Raw genomic sequence first — 23,200 nt, 5'->3', positions numbered from 1 at the left:
GCCCGTCGAGAGCGCTGAGGCCGCCGCACGCGGTCCTTCGTCGCACGAAGTCATCTGTCGCAAGCCCCCTTGTCGATGTTGGAGCAGCGCCGATTCCGTTACTGTCGCGAGATCGATCGAGGGCGCGCCCGCTGCGGGCCGGGCCTCCTGGCGCGGGAGACATCGATGAAAACGCGAACGATTTCGGCGGCTTTGCTCACCACGCTCGCCCTTTCGACAGGCTTCCTCGGTTGCGCTGACGACGCGGACGACGGCGAGGAAGCGAGCTCGACGAGCACGAGCTCCGTCTCCGGGAGCGCCAGCTCGGGCGTGGGCGGCGACGGCGGCTGCGGCGCCGACGGGGGCAGCGGCGGCGGCGGCGGCGGCGACGGTGGCGGCGGCGACGGTGGCAGCGGCGACGGCGGCAGCGGCGGCGGCGGCAGCGGCGGCGGATACGGCGACGGGGGGCTCGGCGCCCGGTGCGAGCTGGACGCCGACTGCGGCCCGAGCGGCATTTGCCTCTCCGCCTCGGGCAATGAGTTCTTCGGCGGAGGTCCGGCGGGCGGTTACTGCACGACGTCGTGCGCTGCCGACGGCGATTGCGAGGGCGAGGGCAGCGCGTGCGTCGAAGGCATCTGTCTTCTGGGGTGCCCCCTGGGAAATCCCCCGCTCGTCCAGATCACCGACGAGCTCGATCCGGGAAAGTGCCACGGCCGCGAGGATCTTCGCTGCGACAGCATCGGTGACGTATCGGTGTGCATGCCGAGCTGCGGCATGGACAGCCAGTGCGCCGGCCGTGCGTGCGACCCCCGGATCAACCTCTGCGTCGACGAGCCGACGACGGGGCTGCCCGCAGGCTCACCCTGCGAGGTCGGGGACGAGGGCATCGACCCCTGCGCGGGGTGGTGCGTCCCCTTCGGTCCGGAGCTCGGTGTCTGCGCGGGGCTGTGCGCGCTCGGCGGAGACATCGCGAACGAGGACTGCGGAGGGTTGCGGAGCGGGATGTGCGTCTACGCGCTCAAAAAAGATCCCGGCATCGGCGACACCGGTGCCTGCGCCAAGGCGTGCACGACGCACGGCGACTGCCTGATGCCGCACGCCTCGTGCACGTTCGTGGGGCAGGAGAGCAACGGCTTCTGCGTCTTCGGACCGACGAAATGCCCGCGCGGCCAGGGGGATTGCAGGACAGCAGGCGAGGTCTGCGCCGAGACGCCGGATGGCCCGCTGTGCCTCGATGAGAGATACCCGCTGAACGATGCAGGTGCGGGCGGTGCGGGCGGCGCCGGCGGCGCGGAGGGCTCCGGCGGCGCCGGTGGTACGGGCGGCGCTGGCGAGCCCGGCGGCGCTGGCGGCGCCGGTGGGGCAGCTGGCGCAGGCGGCGCCGGCGCTCGCCCGTGACTACCTCCCCCCGCCGCCGGCGGGCGCTCCCGCCAGCGATCGAAGGCACATCCGCAGCCCCTCGCGGACGCTCCGCAGCGTGGCCACGGCGGCCATGTCGAGGCCGAGCGACGTGATCAGCGCCGCCACCGCGGGGCGCACCCCGGTGATCACCCCCTTGGCGCCGAGCAGCTCGACCGCGCGGACGATCCGGATCACGTGGTCGGCCGTCGCCTCATCGATGCCGTCGACCCCGGTCATGTCGAGGATCGCATAGCGGGCGCCGGTCCGGACGATCGCGTCGAGCAGCTCCTCCGTGATCACCCCGGCCCGCACGCCGTCGAGCGTGCCGATCAAGGGGAGCGTCAGCACGCCGTCCCACACCTGGATGATCGGCGTGGCGAGCGCGCGCAGCTCGCGCTGCTGCCGCTCGATGAGCGACAGCTTCTCGCGGAGCTCCTGCTCGGTCTCCTGGAGCTCCTCGGCGATGCGGGCCCGCTCCTCGACCTCGCGTTTGAGCTTGTGCAGCGCGATCGCCAGATCCGCCTTCGTCGCCCGCTCCTCGTCGAGCAGGCGGTTCAGCCGCTCCTCCAGGGTCGTCGTCGCGGGGCGCACCGTGAACTCGTCGTGGGGATCGCCCCGCGCCGCGAACGACGTTTGCTCGACCTCGCACTCCTGACCGAACAACCTCGTGCAATATCCGGCCAGCTTGCCCGCCATCATGCTGCTCCCCCAGCAGACGTCGAGCTCCTTCTGATAGAGCGCTTCCCACCCGTTCACCACGCGGAAGCGCGCTTCCTTCCGCTCTCGGTCGATGGTGACCGCCTGCCACAGGCCCCAGCCCGCGGTCGCCGCGCCGATGCCGAGCGCCCTGAAGCCCTCCTCGAACGTCGGATAGCCGGAGAGGAACGTCCAGTCGTCATCGACGCTGAGCCGACCGCCGCTCTCCACGGCGAGGTTGAAGCGCTCGGTCCCCGCCATCCGCTGGAAGCCCGACATCAGCCCGAGCACGCTGCTCGGCACGAACATGGACACCGACGGGACGCCGGCCCAGGTGCACTGCCCGCGCGCGACGTCCCACTCGATCGGCATTCCCCCGACGTCGACGCGGATCTTCTCGTCCAGAAGCTGAGAGCTTGTGCTCATAAATTCTCCGAATCCACGAGCTCACCCGCCCGCCTGGCGCAGTGTACCGGCTCAGCCCGGCACGCGTCGCCCTCGACGGGCGAGCCGCGACAGGCCCCGTTCCGGCCAAGACGGCAGTCCGGAGCTCGCGCAGGAGCGCACGTCCGCGACGGCCTTCTAAGGGCGGTGAGGCCGGAGCAGCGGTGAACGGATCCCCTCGCCGGGGTGGGCGCGAATCACGGCGGCTCCGGCCGGGCAGCGGGCGCCGCGCGCCGGAGCGTCGATGTGAGGAGCGGGTGCGGTGATGGGATGGGGCTCACTCGCACGTCGAGAACTGGGCCGACGCGGTCTGCTCGGCCGTGGTGACCTGGACCGTGGTCTCGATCACCTCGTCGAAGACGTCGATCACGCGCACGCGCCACGGCCCCGGCTTCATGTTGCCGTCGCCGACACGCCAGTAGTTGTAGTCCCGCCGCGTGGCCTCCTTCCACGCCCCGTCGAGCTGGACCTGGACCCTGGCGATCGGGTTGCGGTGGCCCTGCACCCGGAACTCGTTCCACCAGTTGTTCTGCTCCTTCAGCGAGATGGAGAGGTCCCCCTCGACAGGGCATGAAACGAACTTCCACGAGATCTTGCCCTTCGCCCCGCCGTTGCCGGTCCCGAGATAGCCCTCGTCGGCCGACCCGATCTGCAGGAAGGCGTCCTTGCTCAGATCGATGTGCCCGGCCGTGCATTTCGGGTTGCTGCCGGTCGGACATTGATCGACGACCGTCGCCACGACCTTGCGCCCGTCGTCGCGGCTCACCTCCACGCAGGCCCCGCACGCGGCCGCGGTGTCGTAGTCGGCCGTGTTCAGCGCCGCGAAATATCGCCCTCCGCCGGTCGCCACGTGCGCGACCTTGTCCGGGTTGCTCCCGAGCACCGGAAAGCTGCAGTTCACCGCGCCGCCCGAGCCCTGTCCGAGCGTGTACCACGTCACCGATCCACGGCCGTCCTCGTAGCTCGGGAGCGGGATCGAGCAGGTGCCGCCGCTCCCGTCGCCCTCGGAGCCGCCGCCGGTCACGGCGCTCCCGCCGCCCGAGCCACCGGCGCCGGTCGTCGCACCCCCGCCGCTGCCCCCTGCCCCGCCCGAGCCGCCCGCGCCGGTCGTGACCCCCGAGCCGGTCGGGCCGCCGGAGCTCGTCGTCGCGCCGGAGCCGGTCGCGCCGGTCTGGGTCATGGACACCATCACCGGCTGGTAGTCGCTCCCGGTCGCGGTCGCGCAGAACCCGAAGCTGGCCGCGCCCCCCACCGGGATCTGCCCGCGACCGGAAGCCGGGGTCACCGTCAGGAGCGAGCCGCTCCGGCTGGACTGGGCCTCCCACAGGTTGCTCAGGGTCGACTGCCTGAGATCGATGACGACGGTCCACGACGTCACCGGCGTGGTCCCCTCGTTCACCACGTTCACGTTCGCGCAATAGCCGCTGCCCCAGTCGGACGATCTCGTCAGCGCCGCGACCCCGAGCCCGTCGGTCGTCACCACGGCGCTGGTGAGGTCGTCCGCGGCCTCCTCGCCGGGCACCTCGGCGGTGCACGCGGCGGCGAAGAGGCCAGAGAGAGACAGAGCAACAGCGGTTCGATAAGCCAGAGATCGCATCCTAAGTCTCCACGTCGTGGGCGCGCCGAGAGGGCGCGACCGGCACCACCTCCCTTAATGCAGATTCATGAGCTCGCCATCGCTCCAACGCACAGAAACGTCATTTTGACAAACAAGCACCCTGAAATGATCTCCCACGGCCGGAGAAATCCCCTGTTCCATCGAAGATTTCAATTCAGTCACAAGCATCTACACAGGCACTGATTGCCCACATCACTCCCCACGAGCGCCCCTATCACCACCGGCTCCCCCTCGAGCGTTCGACGTCAGCGAACCCGAGCTGGCCTGTCGATCTCGCGCCGGCGCGCCCTGCCGAGCAGCGCGCTTTCGCGGTGGCGATCCTGCTCTGCGCCCCGGGGCTCCGGGCGCGCGGTTGTCGCGCGTCGCTCGGCTCCCGTAGACTGCGGCGCCCGATGCTCCTCACGCTCACCACCACGCACCGGCCGGCGACGGATCTCGGCTACCTGCTCGTCAAGAACCCGGCGCACACGCAGTCGTTCGCGCTCTCGTTCGGCAAGGCCCACGTGTTCTATCCGGAGGCGACCGAGGAGCGGTGCACCGCGGCGCTCCTGCTCGACGTCGACCCGGTGGACCTCGTGCGCGGGCGCGGCGGCGGCGAGCCGGGCACGCTCGCCCAGTACGTCAACGACCGGCCCTACGTCGCCTCGTCGTTCCTCTCGGTGGCGATCGCGCAGGTCTTCGGCTCGGCGCTCGGCGGCAAGTGCCGCGACCGCCCGGAGCTCGCCGACGTGCCGCTCCCCCTCTCCGCCACGATCGAGGCGCTGCCGTGCCGCGGCGGCGAGGCGCTGCTCCGGCGGCTCTTCGAGCCGCTCGGCTACGAGGTCGCGGCCGAGCGCCTCCCGCTCGACGAGGCGTTCCCGGACTGGGGCCAGAGCGTCTACCTGCGCGTCTCGCTCGCGAGGACGTGCCGCCTCCGGGAGCTGCTCGCGCACCTCTACGTGCTCGTGCCCGTGCTCGACGACAAGAAGCACTATTACGTGGGCGACGCCGAGGTCGAGAACCTCCTCGCCAAGGGCGAGGGCTGGCTCGCGGAGCACCCCGAGCGCGAGGCGATCGCGCTCCGCTACCTCAAGCACAGCCGGCCGCTCTTCCGCGCGGCGCTCGCCCGGCTGGTGGCCGACGAGGAGGCGAGCCCCGAGGAGGCCGAGGACGACAAGGCCGCGCCCGAGGACAGGGCCGAGGCGCGGATGAGCCTCGACGAGGAGCGGCGCGCGGCGGTCGTCGCGGCGCTCCGCCGCGCCGAGGCGAGGAGCGTGCTCGACCTCGGCTGCGGCGAGGGCAAGCTGCTGAAGCGCCTCGTCGACGAGCGCGTCTTCGAGCGCGTCGCCGGCGCCGACGTCTCGATGCGCAGCCTCGAGATCGCCAAGAACCGGCTCCGCCTCGACGACCTCCCCGACAAGCAGCGGCGGCGGATCCAGCTCTTCCAGGCGTCGGTCACGTACCGCGACGCCCGCTTCTCGGGCTACGACGCCATCACCCTGATCGAGGTCATCGAGCACGTCGACCCCCCGCGGCTCGGCGCGCTCACCCGCGCCGTCTTCGAGCACGCGCGGCCGCGCGTCGCCGTCGTGACCACGCCGAACGCCGAGTACAACGTGCGGTTCGAGGGGCTCCCGCGCGGCGCGCTCCGCCACGGCGACCACCGCTTCGAGTGGACGCGCGCCGAGTTCCACGCGTTCTGCGCCGAGGTCGCGGGCGCGCACGGCTACGCCGTCGAGCACCTGCCCATCGGCCCGATGGATCCGTCGCTCGGCGCGCCGACGCAGATGGCGATCTTCACGCGCGCGGCCGGAGAGGACGGCGCGGACGGCCCGGGCAAAGCGGACGGCCACGGCGGCGCGAACGGACACGGCGGCGCGGACGGCGGCGGCGCCGGGGCGCAGGCGGAGGAGGACGCGTCGTGAGCGAGCCGAAGCCGCTGGTCGTCCCCGCGCTCTCGCTGGTCGTGCTCGTCGGCGCCTCCGGCTCCGGCAAGAGCACGTTCGCGCGGGCGCACTTCAAGCCGACCGAGATCCTCTCGTCCGACCATTACCGCGGCGTCGTGTCCGACGACGAGAACGACCAGGCCGCCAGCGCCGACGCGTTCGAGGTCCTGCGCTTCATCGCGGGCAAGCGGCTCGCGGCGGGGAGGCTCACCGTCGTCGACGCGACCAACGTGCAGCCCGACGCGCGCAGGCCGCTCGTCGCGCTCGCGCGCGAGCACCACGTGCTGCCGGTCGCCATCGTGCTCGACCTGCCCGAGAAGCTCTGCCACGCGCGCAACGCCGGCCGCCCGGACCGGCAGTTCGGCCCGCACGTCGTGCGCGGCCAGAGCCGCGAGCTCCGCCGCTCGCTCAAGGATCTCCGGCGCGAGGGCTTCCGCTACGTGCACGTGCTCTCCTCGCCCGAGGAGGTCGCCGCCGCCACGATCGAGCGGCAGCGCCTGTGGACCGATCGCCGCGACGAGCGCGGGCCGTTCGACATCATCGGCGACGTCCACGGCTGCTTCGACGAGCTCGTCGAGCTGCTCGAGGCGCTCGGCTACCGCCTCGAGGGGCTGCCGGACGCGCCGCGGGCGTCGCACCCCGAGGGCCGGCGCGCCATCTTCCTCGGCGACCTCGTGGACCGCGGGCCGCGCTCGCCCGACGTGCTGCGCCTCGCGATGGCGATGGTCGCGTCGGGCGCGGCGCTCTGCGTGCCCGGCAACCACGACGTGAAGCTGCTCAAGAAGCTGCGCGGCCGCGACGTGCGGCCGACCCACGGCCTCGAGCTGACGCTCGCGCAGCTCGAGGTCGAGACGGACGAGTTCAAGGCGAAGGCGGCGGACTTCATCGACGGCCTCGTCAGCCATTACGTGCTCGACGACGGCAACCTCGCGGTCGCGCACGCGGGCGTGAAGGAGGCGTTCCAGGGCCGCGGCTCGGGGGCGGTGCGCGAGTTCTGCCTATACGGCGAGACCACGGGCGAGACCGACGAGTACGGCCTGCCCGTGCGGTACAACTGGGCCTCGGAGTACCGCGGCAAGGCGATGGTGGTCTACGGCCACACGCCGACGACCGTGGCCGAGTGGGAGAACCGCACCATCTGCATCGACACGGGGTGCGTGTTCGGCGGCGCGCTCACGGCGCTCCGCTACCCGGAGCGCGAGCTCGTCGAGGTCAAGGCGCGCCGGGTGTACTACGAGCCGCAGAAGCCGCTCGCGCCGCGCGGGGCCGACCCGAAGGCCGACCCGCGGGGGCCGGCGGACGACGCGCTCGACATCGACGACATCCGGGGCCGCCGCGCGATCCGGACGCGGGTGCACGGCATGGTGACGATCCGCGAGGAGAACGCCGCGGCGGCGCTCGAGGCGATGAGCCGCTTCGCCGTGGATCCGCGCTGGCTCATCTACCTGCCGCCGACCATGTCGCCGAGCGAGACGTCGAAGGACGGGGGCCTGCTCGAGCACCCGCGCGAGGCGTTCGCGTACTTCCGGCAGAACGGCGTGGGCCGCGTCGTGTGCGAGGAGAAGCACATGGGGTCGCGCGCGGTGCTCGTCGTGTGCCGCGACGAGGCCGCGCGGAGGCGGCGGTTCCGCGTCGACGGCGGGCCGCTCGGCGTGTGCGTCACGCGCACGGGCAGGCCGTTCTTCGCGGACGAGGCGCGGAGCCGGGAGCTCATCGACCGCGTGCGCGCCGCGATGGACCGCGCGGATCTCTGGGCCGAGCTCCGCACCGACTGGGTCTGCCTCGACGCGGAGCTCCTGCCCTGGTCCGCGAAGGCGCAGGACCTGTTGCGCGGGCAGTACGCCGCCGTGGGCGCGTCCGGCCGCGCGTCGCTCGACGCCGCGGTCAAGGCGCTCGAGATGGCGGCGGCGCGCGACGAGAGCGCGCGGCCCTTGCTCGAGCGCCACGCGGCCCGCAAGGCGGCGATGGACGGGTACGTGGCGGCCTACCGGCGCTACTGCTGGCCGGTGCGGTCGATCGCCGATCTCCGGCTCGCGCCGTTCCACCTGCTCGCGAGCGAGGGCGCGGTGCACGCCTCGCGGGATCACGGCTTCCACCTGCGGCAGCTCGCGCGGCTCTGCGAGGTCGATCCGGCGTTCTTCGTGCCGACCCCGCACCGCGTCGTCGACCTCTCGGATCCGGCGAGCGAGGCGCAGGCGGTGGCCTTCTGGACGGAGATGGTCGAGCGCGGCGGCGAGGGGATGGTGGTCAAATCGTGGGAGTGGGTGGTGCGCGGCCCGCGCGGGCTCGTCCAGCCGGCGATCAAGTGCCGCGGGCCGGAGTACCTGCGCATCATCTACGGCCCGGAGTACCTGATGCCGCAGCACCTCGCGCGGCTGCGCCACCGCAGCGTGTCCGCGAAGCGCGCGCTGGCGCTGCGGGAGTACGCGCTCGGGCTGGAGGCGCTCCACCGCTTCGTGGAGGGCGAGCCGCTCTACCGCGTGCACGAGTGCGTGTTCGGGGTGCTCGCGCTGGAGAGCGAGCCCATCGATCCTCGGCTTTGAACTCGACAGCGCAGCCTGAGCTCCTCCCTGGGTAAGCGGGTATCGCCGATCCGCCCGGCCCGCGGGGATACGTCATCGGCGACGAGCTCAGGAGACGCGACGCGAGCGCGGTAGAGGGAGCGCTGAGAGGAACAGCCGATTCCGTGCTGGTCGCGCCGCCCCTGAACAACGGCGAAAACCCGTTGCGCAGGGGGGAGGGGGTGGGAACATGAACCGAGTTCATAAGGGAAAAAGGCTGTCATCGCCGTGATGACATAGCCAGGACGCCCTGGATGAACATCATTGCTTGAAGTCAAGCGGGCCTCGTGGATAGCAGCCGCGCGTCGACCCGCTCAAGGGGGGGATCGCGATGAAGCTCTGGGGGATCTCTGCGTGTGCTCTCTCGATGGTGCTGATAGGGTGCGTGGGCGAGCCCAGCTGGGAAGAGGAGACGGATCTGCAGCAGACCGCGCAGGCGCTGCATGAGCGCAAGCGCGACCTGATGTCCGGGCCGGGCGCGAAGCTCGGGCCTCATCTGCGCGCGCTGCAGCGGGCCGCGGCGGCGCGTCCGTCGGCCGACGAAGCCGCGTTCGACCGGAAGTTCCCGACGCTCCGCGTGCAGGACGGCTACGTCGCCGTCAGCGCGTACGGCGACGACGGCGCGGCGCTCGCGGCGCAGCTCGCCCGCGAGGGCATGCTCGACGCGCGGGTCCATGGCGAGTCCGTGTCGGGCCGCGTCCCGATCGCCCGCCTCGGCGCCATCGCGGCCATGGGGGACCTGAAGTACATGAAGCCCACGATGGCCACGACGCAGGCAGGTCTGGTCACGACGCAAGGTGATCGCTCGCTGCGGAGCGACGTCGCGCGCGCGCGGTTCGGCGTCGACGGCCGCGGGGTCCGCGTCGGCGTGCTCTCGGACAGCTTCGACTGTCGGCATGAGCCGCTCTTCCCCGGGCAGATGTTCACCGACGCCGCTCAAGACATCCGCAACGACGACCTGCCTCGGGATACCGTCGTCCTGCAGGATGTGGACCGGACGACGTTCCCCGACTGCATCGACGAAGGCCGCGCCATGATGCAGATCATCCACGACGTCGCGCCGGGAGCGAGCCTGTCCTTCCACACGGCGCTCTTCAGCCAGGAGGACTTCGCCGCCGGGATCGTCGAGCTCGCCGACAATGGCGCGAAGATCATCGTCGACGACATCATCTATTTCGCCGAGCCGATGTTCGAGGACGGCGTGGTCGCCGACGCGGTGGACGAGGTGTTCAAGCGCGGCGTGGCGTACTTCTCGGCCGCCGGCAATCTGGCGCGCCAGTCGTACCAGTCGCGGTTCCGCGACTCCGGTCGCGCCGGTGACTCCGGGGGGCGACGCCACGACTTCGACCCGGGCCCGCGCGTCGACGACCTGCAGCGCGTCTCGGCGGGCGCGCGCTCGATCACGCAGCTGGCGTTCAACTGGGACCAACCGTCGCTCTCGGCCAACGGCAGGCGCGGTTCGCGGAGCGACGTGGATCTCATCTTCTACCACGAGAACGGCGAGCCCGTGGAGGAGTGCACGATGGACCCCGCGCAGGTCGTCTGCCAGGTCGCAGGCATCGCCAACAACCTCGGCGGGGACGCGGTCGAGGTCCCGGTGCTCGTCAACGGATCTGACGAGGAAATGGTCTTCAAGATCGGCATCGAGCTGATCGCAGGCCCGAAGCCCGATCTCATGAAATATGTGTGGTTCAATATCGAGGGCACGTTCAGCGTCGACGAGTTCGACACGCGGAGCTCCACGATGTACGGCCACCTGAACGCCGCCGGCGCCGAGGCGGTCGGCGCCGCGGCGTGGTTCCAGACCGAGGAGTGGGGCCCGCTCAACCCGGCGTGCGTGCCCGCATGCCTGGAATCCTTCTCCTCCGTCGGCGGCACGCCGATCTTGTTCGACGATCGCGGCCGGCGCCTCCCGATCCCAGACGTGCGGCTGAAGCCCGGCGTGACCGGACCGGACGGCGGAAACACGACGTTCTTCTTCGCCCCCCTCATGCTGGAGATCCCCGGCAGCACCGAGCCCGACCAGTTTCCGAACTTCTTCGGCACGTCGGCGTCTGCACCGCACGTCGCGGCCGTGGCCGCCCTGATGCTCGACGCGCGCGCGCGCGACGTCGCGGCCGGCACGAGCATCCTCGGCGCGCACAGGCTCCCGCCGTCGCTCGTCTATCTGGCGCTGAGGCTCACCGCGGAGGACATGCGGCTGCGGGACCTCCGAGGCGAGATCGGCCCGGTACCGGTCGAAGGCGCGCGCGGCTTCGACTTCGAGACGGGCTTCGGCTTCGTGGACGCGGTGCGCGCGTTGCGAGCGGTCCTGAACCTCTAGGGAAGGCCGGGCTCGACGCTCGGGCCACGCAGCGCCACGCGCTGGGGCGCTCGCCGGCGGCTGCCGCGCGCAGCCAGCCGGCGCGTCGTTTTCTTGCCGTCATGTCAGACGCCCCGAGGGAGCGGCGAAGGAATGGGCAGGCGGATCGCTCGGGGCGAATCTCCCCGGGGCCCTGCCTCATTCCACGGCGCTGGGCGCGCCGCTGGCCCACCGGCGGAGCACGCTCGCGTGGGCGCGCGCCAGGCAAGAAAGGCACTCATTTCCATGCGAACTCCCATGCACACGGTATCTCTATCGGTCGCCCTCGCCCTGCTTTCGAGCCTCGCGGGCTGCGTCGCGCCCGATCCTGCGGATGAGGCGGAAGGCGAGGCGGTGGACACCGCGTCCGGCGCGCTCGTGGCGGACCGGGCCAGCCTGCCGACGCCGGCGGCTTACTGGAGCTTCGACACCTGCACGGACGGGACGAACGCGCGGGTCCGGGAGGACTCGGGCCGGGGGGCGTTCGGGGTGATGTCCGGCCGCGGCCTCTGCAGCCCGGGGAAGTTCCTGTCCGCCGGCGACTTCAACGGCGCCGGCGATCAGGTGGAGATCAGCAGCGCGGGGCGGAGCTACCTCCACTTCCAGGACCAGATCACGGCGGCCGCCTGGGTCAACCCGCGGAGCGTGACGGGATACCGCACCATCGTGAACCAGTGGTACGCCGCGGACTCGTTCCTGCTCGGCATCGATCACGGCAAGTACTTCTTCTCCGTGGCCTTCCCCGGCGCAGGCGCGGGCCAGCACGTCCTCGTCGAGACCCCGGCCGTCGCGAACGCCTGGGCCCACGTCGCCGGCGTGTACGACGGCGCCGCGCTCAAGCTCTACGTGAACGGCGAGCTCCGCGCCTCGACGCCCGCGTCCGGCGCGCTGCAGCAATCGACGCGGCCCATCGTCATCGGCGGACACCCCACCTGGAACGCCTACGACGGCCTGATCGACGAGGTCCGCCTCTACCAGCAGGCCCTGAGCTCCACGCAGGTGGCGCAGCTCGCCGCCGGCGAGGTCTACCCGGTGAGGGCATATTACGTCTATCCGAACGACCAGCCGTATCATCAGGAGTACGTCGACGCCATCAACACGACCCTCGCCGAGCTGCAAGGCTGGTATCGCCAGCAGTCGAACGTCTCGTTCCACCTCGTCGGCTCGGTCCAGGCGGTGCGCTCGTCGCAGAACTACGTGAACATGCGCTGCGGCTCGTCCCCGTCGAGCGCCTGCCAGAACAACCCGATCGAGATCCCGAACTGGCTGAACGCGGTGTCTCAGGCCGTCGGCGGCTTCCCGGCGCGGCAGTCCACGCTCGTCTTCTCCCAGGGCGGCGGCGGCTATGCCGGCGCCAACCTCTATGGCGACTACACCGGCTTCGCCGTCGTGGGCGACTGGGTGCTGGAGCCCATCTCCGGCGTGCGCGAGCCGCTGGCCATCCACTGCGGGTACGCCACGTGGCAATGCCTCGACGGCACGCCGAAGGGGACCGTCGCGCACGAGCTCGGTCACTCGCTCGGCCTGCACCACCCGGACAGCTATCCCGGCGAGTCGATCATGGGGTGGCACGGCGGCTACCCGACGACCATCTTCTTCGATCACGAGCAGATGATCCTCCAGGAGAGCCCGATGCTCTCGTCCGGCGTGCTCGTGCGCGGCGGGCTCTGGCTCGACTTCGGGAACGCCGATTACATGTACTCGAACACGACGGTGACCCTCACCGGCTCTGGCTTCGGGCCCGGCGCACAGGTCGAGTTCGTGGACGCCACGCACACCGCCGTCGTAAGCCCGACCACCATCACCGGGACGAGCCTCACCGTGCAGGTCCCGAGCGGCCTCGGCCCCGGGTACATCCGCGTGCGCAACGGCAGTGGGGCGAGCAACAAGGTCGCCGTCAACTTCTATCCCTGATGGGCGGAGGCCCTCGCGGCGGCGCCGCAGCGCTCGCGCCGCCGCGAGCTGCGCTGTCCGCGCGCCGCGCCGAGTCCGGCGGCTGAGGAGGCTCGTCCTCCGGCCCGGCGCGGCCGCTCCTGCCCGCGCCCCGACATCGCGTGCGCCGCCCGCCTCTTGACCTCGCGCGACGACGATGCGACAAGAGCAGTACGACGAACGAGGTCGCTAGATCGCGAGATCGAGCACGGCGCTGCACGCGAGGTCGAGGCGAAGCTCGGGATGCTCGGGCCATCGCCGTGCCGCGAGGAGGAAGGTCGACGGCGCGCTCCGTCGACGCGGCCCCGTTCCTACCTGTCAACTGCAAGCGGTTCATGCGCAGCGTCGATCCGCGTGCGTCGTGATCATCCGAGCGCCTTGCGGGAATCTTTGTGGTTAACCTATGTTGAGACAATCTCGATTGCGCCACTTCGGGAATTTTTCATCGTCACCCGTGCTCGGCGCGTTGCTCCTGTTGGGAGCGCTGCACATCAGCGGCTGCGGCGATGACGGCGATGGTGGCTCCGGCGGCGCCGGTGGCCAGCCTGGGACCACCAGCAGCGGCACGACGGGAAGCGTCACCTCCGGCGATCCGGGCGGCACGGCCTCGGCGTCGACCGGAGGCACCGGCGGCGCGAGCACCAGCAGCAGCAGCACCAGCGCCGGCACCGGCGGCGGCGGCGAGGGCGGCTCGGGTGACGGAGGCGCGGGCGGCGAGCCGACGCCGCCGGTCGATTCCGGTCTTCCGACGCCCCCCGGCGCCGACAACGTGGCGAAGCCGTCCGGCGCTGTCGGCGGGCTCAAGGTCATCGATTGGGCCGGCTTCGCGGGCGCCGTGACGTACTCCTTCGACGACGTGAACCAGACCCAGATCCAGAACTACGATGCGCTGAACGCGCTCGGCGTGCCGTTCACCTTCTACGTCTGGACCGGCAAGAACGAGGCGAACAACCCGGTGTGGACGAGGGCGCTCATGGACGGCCATGAGCTCGGCAACCACACGAAGAGCCACAGCAGCATGGACACCGGCTCTGATACGGACGCCGCGACGCAGTTCATCAAGGACAAGTGGAGCATCACGCCGTATACGATGGCGGCTCCGAACGGCTCGGATGCGTATGTGAGCATCGCCCAGTCGCGCTTCCTCATCAACCGCGGCGTGTCCAACGCCCTGATCAGCCCGAACGACTCGAGCAATCCGTTCAAGCTGCCCACCTACATTCCCCCGCAGAACGCCAGCACGGCGCAGATGGACGCGGAGGTCACGAGCGCGCGGGTGGGCAAGAAGTGGCGCACCTTCTGCATCCACGGCTTCACCGGCGGCAGCGACGGCGCCTATATGCCCATCCCGCTCAACGCCTTCCTCGAGCACGTCAAGCACGTCAAGGATTTCGGCGACGTGTGGATCGGCACCATGGAGACGATCGGCGCCTACTGGCTCGGCCAGAAGGCGGTCACCGACGGCGACAGCAATCAGACCGGCGGCGAGACGACGTACACGTGGCAGCTCCCCGCGAACTTCCCGCCGGGCAAGTACGTGCGCGTGACGGTCACCGGCGGCACGCCCAAGCAGAACGGCGCTGCGCTTCCCTGGAATCCGCACGGCTTCTATGAGGTGGCGCTCGACGCGAAGTCCCTCACGCTGTCGCCGTGAAGCGAGCCGCCCGAAGGTCCGCGCCGTCACCGGCGCGGCTTCGGGCGTAGCCGACCCCCACCCGTTCATGCCAGGATGGCGGCCACGCGCAGCCGTGGCCGGCGAGCGGCGACCGCGCCGGTGGCGCAGAGCGCGACCCTCGGACGCCCCGGCATGAAGGCGGCATCTTCGACCCCTAAATACCATGTCTGACACCACCGGGAGACCCATGGGGAGCTTCGCTCGGTTGCTCCGCGAGCCGATCGTTCATTTCCTCTTCATCGGCGCGCTGCTATTTCTCGCCCACCGGCTCATCGTCGGCGATCCGAGGGTGGTCGTCGTCAGCCCGGGGCTGAGGGCGGACGTGGAGCGGCGGTTCCGCGATGAGACGGGGCGGGCGCCGACCGAGGAGGAGCTGAAGGCGGCGCTCGACCGGTGGAAGCGGGACGAGGTGCTCTATCGTGAGGCGCTGCGGGAGGGGCTCGATCGGCAGGACGCGACGGTGCGGACCGTGCTGGCGGACAAGCTGCGGGCACGGGCGGCGCAGCAGACGCCGCCGCGGGAGCCGACGGATGCAGAGCTGGACGCGTGGTTGGCCGCTCACCGGAGCCACTACGAAGCGCCGCAGCGGTACAGCTTCGAGGTCGTCGCTTTTCCCAAGAGCGATCCAGCGGCAGAGACGCAGCGGTCGACGTATCGACGTGCGCTGGCCGACGGTGCGGACCCAAGCACGCTCGGTCGTCCGATCGCGGGCGGCAACTTCACCCGCGACAAGCTCGCAGCCAAGTTCGGAGCTGCGGTCTCCGAGAGCATTTGCAACCTGCCGCTCGCGACGTGGCAGCCCCTGGAGACCGAGGACAGCCTGCTGCTCGCGCGGGTCAACCGGATCGAAGGAGGGCTGCCCAGCCGCGAGTCGATACGTCCGACCCTCGTCGTCGACTGGGCCGCCGCGAGGAAGAGGCAAGCCGCGGACGACTTCGTCGAGAGCGTCGTCGCCCGGTACCGATTCGAGGAGGCGCCGTGAATCGCCTGTGGCTGCTCCGGCTGGCGTGGTCCCTGCCGCTCCTGTTGGCCGTATTTCTGGCGCCTGCCCCCGCAAAAGGCCACGAGCTCAACTCGGCGTCGCTCTCGCTGACGGAAGTGGAAGGGCGCGAGGGGCGGTTTCTCGTCCGCTGGGAGGCGAGCTCGTCCACGCTCAAGTCCGAGCTCGCGGCGCCCGCCGTGTTCCCACCGCCCTGCAAGCTCGACGGGGAATTTCTCGACTGCGGTCCCGCTGGCCTGGTCGGCACCGTCGAGCTCCCCTGGCTCGAGGGGAGCGAGACCAACGTGATGGTGGCGATCGAGTGGCGGAGCGGAAGCCGGCTCCTCCGGGTGCTCACCGGCAGCGATCCGACTTTCGTGGTTTACGGTATCCCCGCTTCCGCCGGGCTCCTCGCGCTGAAGCCGATCGTGGTCGATTATACGTGGCTCGGCGTCGAGCACATCCTGACCGGGTTCGATCACCTCCTCTTCGTCATTGCGCTCACGCTCCTCGTGCGCGGCGGTCGGAAGCTGATCGGCGCCGTCACGGCGTTCACGGTCGCGCACAGCCTGACGCTGGCCTGCGCCGTGTTCGGCTGGCTGACGTTGCCGTCGCCGCCGGTCGAAGCGACCATCGCGCTCTCGATCGTCCTTGTCTGCGGCGAGTGCCTGCGGCCGGCCGACTCGCTCGCCCACCGGGCCCCGTGGGCCGTCACATTCGCCTTCGGGTTGCTCCACGGGCTCGGGTTCGCGTCGTCGCTGCTCGACATCGGACTGCCGGAAAAGCATGTTCCGACCGCGCTCCTGTTCTTTAACGTGGGCGTGGAGCTCGGTCAGCTCGGCGTGATCGCGCTGGTGCTGGCGCTGAGCCTCCTGGCCGCGCGGGTCCCCGTGCAACCGGCGACGGTGCGGCGCGGCCTGGTGTATGCGATGGGCGGAATGGCTGGCTACTGGTCGATCGAGCGCATCGTTGCGACCCTGACCGGCGCCAGCGTTTAGCGGATTGCCTCAGGGGACAGGCATCTCGAACGCCACCGCGTAGTTCGGCTGCGCGGTCCCGGTCATCGAGCCGACACCGGCACGTTGAGGGAGAGAGAGAAAAAAAATTGAACCGCAGAGGGCACAGAGGCCACAGAGGACAGAGATTCTTTTCTCTGCTCTGTGGCCTCTGTGGTTCAATTTCTCTTACGAGATCGGAGACGAGCTCGATCGAGATCGGCGGACGTCAGGACTCGCGCGGGCGCTCGAGCTCGTCCCAGAGGCGCACGTCGCTGCGCTCCTTCAGGAAAATCCCGCCGACCACCACGGTGATGAGCGCCACCGCGATCGGGTAGAGGAGGCCCGCGTAGATGTTGCCGGTCGCGACCGTCACCGAAGAGGCGATGAGCGGGAGCAGCCCGCCGAACACGCCGTTGCCGACGTGGTACGGGATCGAGAGCGACGTGTAACGCACCTTCGCGGGGAAAGCCTCGACGAGGTAGGCCGCGATCGGGCCGTAGACCATCGTGACGAAGAGCACGAGCACGAACACCAGAAGGGTGAGCACGACGGGGCTGTCCGCGTTCTGCTTCATCGCCCAGAACACCGGGAAGAACCCGATCGCGCCGCACAGGTTGCCCGCGATCATGATCTTCTTCCGGCCGATGCGGTCCGAGAGCGCGCCGAAGAACACGAAGAACGGCATGCCGAGGGCGAGCGCCGCGGCGACCACGACCGTGGACGTGATGAACGGGACCTTCAGCGTGTTCTGCAGAAAGTAGAGCGCATAGAACTGCCCCGTGTACCAGACGACGCCCTGGCCGGCCGTGGCGCCGAAGAGGGCGATCAGGATGATCTTCCAGTTGCGCTTGTTGCCGAGGCTGTCCTTGATGGGCGCGGCCGACGTCTTCCCCTCGGCCTTCAGCTTCGCGAAGATCGGCGACTCCTTGAGGCGGACGCGCACGTAGAAGGACACGCCGACGAGGAGCACCGACAGGAGGAACGGGACACGCCAGCCCCACTCCTTGAAGGCGTCCTCGCCGACGACGAGGCGGCTCCCGAGGATCACCGCCAGCGAGACGAACAGGCCGAGCGTCGCCGTGATCTGGATGAACGAGGTGTAGAAGCCGCGCTTCTCGTCCGGCGCGTGCTCGGCGACGTACACCGCCGCGCCGCCGTACTCGCCCCCGAGCGCGAGCCCCTGCACGAGGCGGATCAGGACGAGCGCCAGCGGGGCGACGAGCCCGGCGCTCTCGTACGTCGGCAAGATGCCGATGAGCGACGTCGCGCCGCCCATGAGCAGCAACGTCACGAGGAACGCGTACTTCCGGCCGACGATATCGCCGATGCGCCCGAACACGAGCGCGCCGAACGGGCGGACGACGAAGCCGGTGGCGAACGTGCCCAGCGTCAGCAGAAAGCCCGCCGTCGGGTTGTCCTTCGGGAAAAAATGCGTGGAGATGATCGCGGCCAGACTCCCGAAGATGTAGAAGTCGTACCACTCGATCATTGTGCCGCCGGCGGACGCGAAGATGACCTTCCAGAGCGTGCCGCTGTCGACGACCTCGCGCCCGGCCTCGCGGGCGCGGCTCGGTGGGGTCACGGCGAGGATTTCGGGAGACGTCTGTGCCATGGGAGCGGTTCCTCGAAGGAGTTCCAGCGCTTGTCGAGAGGGCCGAAGCCGGGCTCGCTCCAGCGTCGCGCCGTGGAGAGGGAGCCACGGTGTCGCGCAGGGCCTCTCCCGCGCCACCCCCCAGTGTTCCGTCTGCTGATCTCCAAGATCCGAATACCACGCGAGGCGCCGCGAGAGTACACGTTCTGCTACGGGCCAATCACGTAGACAGGCCCGTCCGGTGAGATCCCGTTACGATCGGTAACACCCGCCGGTGCTCCAGGTGGCATCTCGGCGACTCAGGCCCGTCCGGCGAGACCCCGTTACGATCGGTAACACACCGCCGGTGTCCAGAGGCCATCTCGTCGACTCAGGCCCGTCCGGCGAGATCCCGTTACGATCGGTAACACCCGCCGGTGTCGCAGAGGGCCATTCCGCCCTCGCCCCGCGCGGTCCGGCTCACGGCGCCGCCTCGGGTCCGCGCCGCGCCCCGGGCGCGCCCGCGAGCGGGAGCCGCACGACGACCGTCGTCCCCTGCCCCACCGCGCTCCGCAGCGTGAGCGTGCCGCCGTGATCCTGGACGATCGAGCGCGACAGCGGCAGCCCGAGCCCCGTGCCGCTCGGATCGCGCTTCGTCGTCACGAACGGCTCGAACACGGCGGCGAGGAGCTCCTCGGGGATGCCCGAGCCGTGGTCCTCGACCTCGACAACGATCTCGCCCGCCTCGATCCGCCCGCGGACGGCGATGGTCGCGCCGGCGCCAGAGGCGTCGCGGGCGTTCGCGAGCAGGTTGACGAAGACCTGCACGAGCTCGCGCCGATCCCCGACGACGACGAGCGACTCCGGGCAGGCCTGCTCCACCCGGACGTGCGGCGCCGCGCGGTCGAGCCGGAGCAGCCGCTCGGCCTCGGCGACCACCTGGGCGAGCGACACGCGCCCGACCCGCGCGCGCGGGCCCTCGCCGGGCGACGGCACGGCGCCGGTGCGGCTGTGCTCGAGCAGCGTCCGCAGGATGGCCTCGATGCGCGCGGCCTCGCCGAGGATGAGCCCCGCGCGCGCGCGGATCTCGTCGCTGTCGGCCTCGGCCCGGAGGTTCTGCGCGAGGCAGGCGATGCCGGTGAGCGGGTTGCCGACCTCGTGGGCCACGCCCGCGGCCAGGCGGCCGAGCTGGGCGAGCCGGTCCTTGTGGGCGAGCTGCGCCTCGAGCGCGCGCTGCTCGGTGCGATCCTCGACGAGGAGGACGACGCCGCCCGAGGCGGCGCGCGCGTCGAGCGGATCGAGCGCTGCGCGGTGCACGCGCAGCGAGCGCGCGCGCCCGGCCACGTGCGCCTCGATCTCCTCGGCGCCCGCGCCGGCCTCGCCGGCGGACGCCGCGCGGACCGCGCGGGCGAACAGCTCCGCGAACGGGGCCGGCAGCCGGTCGAGCGGCGCGCCGACGAGGTCGCGTTCCTCGACGCCGACGAGCGCCTCGAGCCGCCGATTCACGAGGCTTACCGCGCCGTCGGAGCCCACGGCGCAGACGCCGAGCGGCAGCTGCGCGAGCACCGAGCGGAGCCACCGCCGCAACAGATCGAGCTCGCGCGCCGCGCCGACGAGCCGCGTCTCCCCGCGCGCGAGGCGGCGCTCGAGCCACCGCAGCTCCTCGGTGAGCGCGCCGCCCGCGCCCGGCGCCGCGGCGGGGGCGCCCGCCTCCTCCGCGACCGTCCTCGCGAGCACCGGGCCGACGAGCGGCGACAGGTTGCGGTGCAGCCGCTCCTGCAGCGCGTGGAGCTCGGTGGGCCGCGTCTCGTCGCGCGGGATGTCGAGCTCAATCCGGGCGCGCGTGACCTCGATGCCCGCCGCCTCGCGGCCGAGCAGCCGGGCGAGCCGCTCCTCCAGCGCGCCGACGCTCGAGGCCACGGTCGCGCGCTCCACCGACGGGCCGATCTCGCGCCGCCGGCACAGCCGCGCCGCCTCGCGCTCCGCCTTGGCCGGCGGGCGCAGCAGCGAGACGAGCGCGAGCGTGCCGCCGTTGACGGCGAGCGACACGAACGTCGGCAGCGACCAGGTGTCCATGGGCAGGGCGCGCGCCGCGCGCGCGGCGCGGCCCCCGTGGTCCACGCCCTCGAGCAGGAGGCCGAGCCACGCCGGATCGAGCCCGGGCATCCCGGGCAAGAGCGGCGCGAGGCACAGGGCCGTCCAGCAGGCGATGCCGGCGAGCAGCCCGGCGATGAACCCCGCGCGCGTGGCGCGCTCCCAGAAGAGCACGGCGAAGAGCCCCGGCAGGAGCTGCGCGAAGGCGACGAACGACACGATGCCGCTCTCGACGAGCAGCCCGCGGTTCGCCTGCGCGCGGTGGAAGAGCCACCCGCCCACGAGGATGGCGGTGAGGAGCCCGCGGCGCATCCACAGCACGCGCGCGTAGACGTTGCGGCGCAGCGTCCTCCGGGCGAGCGGCAGGAGCAGGTGGGTCGCGCTGTCGTTCGCGAGGGCGACGGCGGTGACCATGACCATGGCGCTCGCCGCGGAGATGCCGCCGATGAAGGCGGCGAGCGCGAGCCAGCGCTGGTCGAGCAGCTGGGGCACGAGCAGCACGTAGCTGTCGGCGGGCCCGGCCGGGGCGAGGCGGGTCCCGGCCCAGAGGACGGGCAGGACGGGCAGGTTGAGGGCGAGCAGGAACAGCGGGAAGGCCCAGGCCGCCCTGGCGAGCGCCCGGTCCCCGGCGCCGCTGGCGAAGGCCATGTGCCACTGCCGCGGCAGCAGGAAGGCCGCGGCGAAGCTGATGACGAGCATCGAGGTCCAGCCGCTGTCCTCGCGCACGGGGCGGGCGAGCGCCTCGACCTCGGCGGCGTGCTCGCGGAGCCAGCCCGCGAGCCCGGAGGCCCCGCCGAACGCGCCGAGCACGGCGACGAGGCCCACGGCCGCGAGCACGGCGAGCTTCGCCGCCGACTCGAACGCCACCGCCGTCGCGAGGCCGTCCTCGCGGCGGCGCTCGGCGGACGGGCGGGCGCCGAAGAACGCCGTGAACAGGGCGAGCAGCGCGCAGAAGACGGCGCCCACGGCCTCCTCGTGCCCCGGCCCGGACAGCACGCGGACCGACTCCTCGGTCGCGCGGAACTGCTGCGCGACGTAGGGCAGGCTGGCGACGAGGGAGAACGCGGCGACGAGCGCCCCCGCGGCGGGGCTCTGGAAGCGGAAGGCGAGCAGGTCGGCGAGCGACGAGAGGCGCTGCTCGCGCGTGATGTGGAGCACGCGCGACCAGAGGAGCGGCGTGGCCATGCACGCGAGGGTCGGGCCCAGGTAGACGGCGAGGAAGACGAGCCCGTGGCGCTGCGCGAAGCCGACGCCGCCGTAGTAGGTCCACGACGAGGCGTAGACGCCGAGCGAGAGGGCGAGCACGAGCGGGTGGCGCGCGAGCGCGCGGGGGATCCGCTCGCGCTGGGCGGCGAGCGCGATGGCGGCGAGCACGGCGAGCCACGCCACCGTGGCGGACAGGAGGACGCCGACGTCGATCACGGCGGCGGCTCCCGCTCGCCGCGGCCGGCGCCGCCGCGGCCGGCGTCGCCGCGGTCGCCGTCGCCGCGGTCGCCGTCGCCGCGGCCGGCGTCGCCGCGGTCGGCGCGCGTCGCGAGCCAGGCGAGGGCGATCAGCGCGACCCACACCCCGAAGACGGCCGCCACCGCGAGCGGGCCGCGCGCCCAGAGCAGGCGCGCCGGCGACACGAGGAGGACCGCGCCCAGCAGGGCGAGCACGAGCGCGCGATCCGCCGCGCCGGCCTCCGCGTCGTGTCCTCCGCGCATACGGCAAGAGGCTACTCAGGGTGGGGTCGAGTCGTGGTCAAATTTGAACATGAAGGCGGGAAGCCGGGAAGAAAACATGAATAATATTAAAGCCTTCCCGCCTTCATGTGGACTCTCTCCGGGCAAAGTTGACCACTACCCCCCAGGACCGCTCACCTGCCCTCGGCCGCGATCTGGGCGAGCATCGAGCGCGCGTGCGCGATCACGCCCTCGTTGCCCGTGTCCATCCCCCACTTCGCCGCCATGGCGGGCCAGGCCGCCCAGCGCTCCTGGGCGTGGGCCGCGAGGCCGGGCCAGGTCGCGCCGCCGGCCGCCTCGAAGCGCGCGATGCACGCGTCGAACGCGGCCTTGCTGAAGGCGCCGGCGAAGAGGGCGAAGTCGACCGACGGATCGCCGAGGTGCGCCTCGGTCCAGTCGAGGATCCCGGTGAGCCGGCCGCCCTCGTCGAGGAGCATGTGCCCGGGGTGGAGGTCGCCGTGCACGAGGGCGAGGTGGCGCGGCCAGACCGCGTCGTTCGCGAGCCAGCGCTGCCACCGCGCCCAGAGGGCGTCGGGGGGCGAGAGCGCGGCGCGCGTCTCGTCCATGGCGCGCGCGTGGAGCTGCCGCGTCTCGTCGATGGACTTCACCGGGACGCCCGCCGCCGCGATCGCCGCCACGTCCACGCGCTGCAGCGCCGCCAGGGCGTCGGCCACCGACGCGATGAACGCCTCCGAGGGCGCCGCCGGGTCGACGCGGTTCCAGCGCACGCCCGCCTCGGGGTCGATGGTGATCGCGGGGACGTCGCCGAGCCTCGGGTAGGCGATCACCTGGTCGGTGTGCACGCGCCAGTCGGGGACAGCCACCGGCAAGCGCCCGCGCACGAGGGCGAGCACGCGCGCCTCGACGCGCGCGGCCTCGACCACCGCGGCCCGGCGCGGCGTGCGCACGATCCACGGCACGCCCTCCTCGTCGCTGGCGTGCACGGCGAGGAAGTCGAGCCCGGTCTGGTCGAAGCCCTCGTGCGAGGCGACGAGCCGGAGCCCCTCGCGGCGCGCCGCATCGAGGAGCGCGCCGACGGAGTCGATGGGCGCGAAGGAGGAAGGAGACGGGGACAGGGTGGACGGCGTGTTGGAACGTTCGGTCATGATCGCGAGCCTCGTCGCGCGCCGCCGCTGCGGGCGGCGCGCGTGGATGGGGAAGACTCGCGGCGCGAGCTCACGACCGGCCAGGCGTGCGTGGCATGCTCCTTCCAGGCTACCGGGCGTGAGGCTCCGCGCCCCGGTCTTCCGCGTTGCGGTGGAA

14 protein-coding genes are annotated in these 23,200 nt (G+C 71.6%); 8 read left to right on the top strand and 6 right to left on the bottom strand.

Annotated elements, in window-relative coordinates; translation table 11 throughout:
* Positions 1-165: 165 nt before the first annotated feature.
* Positions 166-1,377, top strand: coding sequence for a hypothetical protein (locus WMF26_RS16730; RefSeq protein ID WP_438001148.1), 1,212 nt, complete (start codon positions 166-168; stop codon positions 1,375-1,377).
* Here the strand turns inward: WMF26_RS16730 and WMF26_RS16725 are convergent, their stop codons facing one another.
* Complete coding sequence (locus WMF26_RS16725; protein WP_438001147.1) at positions 1,378-2,502, bottom strand: STAS domain-containing protein; 1,125 nt, start codon at positions 2,500-2,502, stop codon at positions 1,378-1,380.
* A gap of 295 nt (positions 2,503-2,797) precedes the next feature.
* Positions 2,798-4,117, bottom strand: a complete 1,320-nt coding sequence (locus WMF26_RS16720; protein ID WP_438001146.1) for an expansin EXLX1 family cellulose-binding protein — start codon at positions 4,115-4,117, stop codon at positions 2,798-2,800.
* Between the two features lie 413 nt (positions 4,118-4,530).
* Between WMF26_RS16720 and WMF26_RS16715 the strand changes: the two genes are divergently transcribed.
* From WMF26_RS16715 to WMF26_RS16685, 7 genes are all read left to right on the top strand, one after another.
* Complete coding sequence (locus WMF26_RS16715; RefSeq protein ID WP_438001145.1) at positions 4,531-6,042, top strand: 3' terminal RNA ribose 2'-O-methyltransferase Hen1; 1,512 nt, start codon at positions 4,531-4,533, stop codon at positions 6,040-6,042.
* Positions 6,039-8,606 (top strand): polynucleotide kinase-phosphatase, encoded by a 2,568-nt coding sequence (locus tag WMF26_RS16710; RefSeq protein WP_438001144.1) that lies wholly within the window; start codon positions 6,039-6,041, stop codon positions 8,604-8,606. Before WMF26_RS16715 ends, WMF26_RS16710 begins: the two co-directional genes overlap by 4 nt.
* A gap of 349 nt (positions 8,607-8,955) precedes the next feature.
* Positions 8,956-10,947 carry a S8 family peptidase gene (locus tag WMF26_RS16705; RefSeq protein ID WP_438001143.1) on the top strand — a complete coding sequence of 664 codons (1,992 nt, stop codon included), beginning with the start codon at positions 8,956-8,958 and terminating at the stop codon, positions 10,945-10,947.
* 276 nt (positions 10,948-11,223) lie between these two features.
* The gene (locus WMF26_RS16700) at positions 11,224-12,879 is read left to right on the top strand and encodes a LamG-like jellyroll fold domain-containing protein (RefSeq protein WP_438001142.1); all 1,656 of its coding nucleotides are present in this window, start codon (positions 11,224-11,226) and stop codon (positions 12,877-12,879) included.
* Between the two features lie 472 nt (positions 12,880-13,351).
* Entirely contained in the window at positions 13,352-14,551 is a 1,200-nt protein-coding gene (locus WMF26_RS16695) for a polysaccharide deacetylase family protein (protein WP_438001141.1), read from the top strand.
* 208 nt (positions 14,552-14,759) lie between these two features.
* Complete coding sequence (locus WMF26_RS16690; protein WP_438001140.1) at positions 14,760-15,554, top strand: peptidyl-prolyl cis-trans isomerase; 795 nt, start codon at positions 14,760-14,762, stop codon at positions 15,552-15,554.
* Positions 15,551-16,549 carry a HupE/UreJ family protein gene (locus WMF26_RS16685; protein WP_438001139.1) on the top strand — a complete coding sequence of 333 codons (999 nt, stop codon included), beginning with the start codon at positions 15,551-15,553 and terminating at the stop codon, positions 16,547-16,549. Before WMF26_RS16690 ends, WMF26_RS16685 begins: the two co-directional genes overlap by 4 nt.
* 226 nt (positions 16,550-16,775) lie before the next feature.
* Here the strand turns inward: WMF26_RS16685 and WMF26_RS16680 are convergent, their stop codons facing one another.
* From WMF26_RS16680 to WMF26_RS16665, 4 genes are all read right to left on the bottom strand, one after another.
* Positions 16,776-18,161, bottom strand: a complete 1,386-nt coding sequence (locus tag WMF26_RS16680) for an MFS transporter (protein ID WP_438001138.1) — start codon at positions 18,159-18,161, stop codon at positions 16,776-16,778.
* Between the two features lie 438 nt (positions 18,162-18,599).
* On the bottom strand, positions 18,600-21,635 hold the full coding sequence (locus WMF26_RS16675; RefSeq protein ID WP_438001137.1) for an ATP-binding protein: 3,036 nt from the start codon (positions 21,633-21,635) through the stop codon (positions 18,600-18,602).
* Positions 21,632-21,919 carry a hypothetical protein gene (locus tag WMF26_RS16670; protein WP_438001136.1) on the bottom strand — a complete coding sequence of 96 codons (288 nt, stop codon included), beginning with the start codon at positions 21,917-21,919 and terminating at the stop codon, positions 21,632-21,634. Before WMF26_RS16670 ends, WMF26_RS16675 begins: the two co-directional genes overlap by 4 nt.
* A 152-nt stretch (positions 21,920-22,071) precedes the next feature.
* A complete protein-coding gene (locus tag WMF26_RS16665; RefSeq protein ID WP_438001135.1) occupies positions 22,072-23,043 on the bottom strand; it encodes a macrolide 2'-phosphotransferase in 972 nt (323 codons plus the stop codon).
* Positions 23,044-23,200: the final 157 nt, after the last annotated feature.

The organism is Sorangium sp. So ce185 (genome assembly GCF_051526825.1).
Taxonomy (GTDB): domain Bacteria; phylum Myxococcota_A; class Polyangia; order Polyangiales; family Polyangiaceae; genus Sorangium; species Sorangium cellulosum_D.
This window is presented reverse-complemented; position numbering and strand designations above follow the sequence as displayed.

What these genes read in the sequence shown, in the direction of transcription:
- WMF26_RS16730 (WP_438001148.1), top strand. Translation starts at nt 166, where the DNA reads ATGAAAACGCGAACGATTTCGGCGGCTTTGCTCACCACGCTCGCCCTT.
- WMF26_RS16725 (WP_438001147.1), bottom strand. Translation starts at nt 2,502, where the DNA reads ATGAGCACAAGCTCTCAGCTTCTGGACGAGAAGATCCGCGTCGACGTC.
- WMF26_RS16720 (WP_438001146.1), bottom strand. Translation starts at nt 4,117, where the DNA reads ATGCGATCTCTGGCTTATCGAACCGCTGTTGCTCTGTCTCTCTCTGGC.
- WMF26_RS16715 (WP_438001145.1), top strand. Translation starts at nt 4,531, where the DNA reads ATGCTCCTCACGCTCACCACCACGCACCGGCCGGCGACGGATCTCGGC.
- WMF26_RS16705 (WP_438001143.1), top strand. Translation starts at nt 8,956, where the DNA reads ATGAAGCTCTGGGGGATCTCTGCGTGTGCTCTCTCGATGGTGCTGATA.
- WMF26_RS16700 (WP_438001142.1), top strand. Translation starts at nt 11,224, where the DNA reads ATGCACACGGTATCTCTATCGGTCGCCCTCGCCCTGCTTTCGAGCCTC.
- WMF26_RS16690 (WP_438001140.1), top strand. Translation starts at nt 14,760, where the DNA reads ATGGGGAGCTTCGCTCGGTTGCTCCGCGAGCCGATCGTTCATTTCCTC.
- WMF26_RS16680 (WP_438001138.1), bottom strand. Translation starts at nt 18,161, where the DNA reads ATGGCACAGACGTCTCCCGAAATCCTCGCCGTGACCCCACCGAGCCGC.
- WMF26_RS16670 (WP_438001136.1), bottom strand. Translation starts at nt 21,919, where the DNA reads ATGCGCGGAGGACACGACGCGGAGGCCGGCGCGGCGGATCGCGCGCTC.
- WMF26_RS16665 (WP_438001135.1), bottom strand. Translation starts at nt 23,043, where the DNA reads ATGACCGAACGTTCCAACACGCCGTCCACCCTGTCCCCGTCTCCTTCC.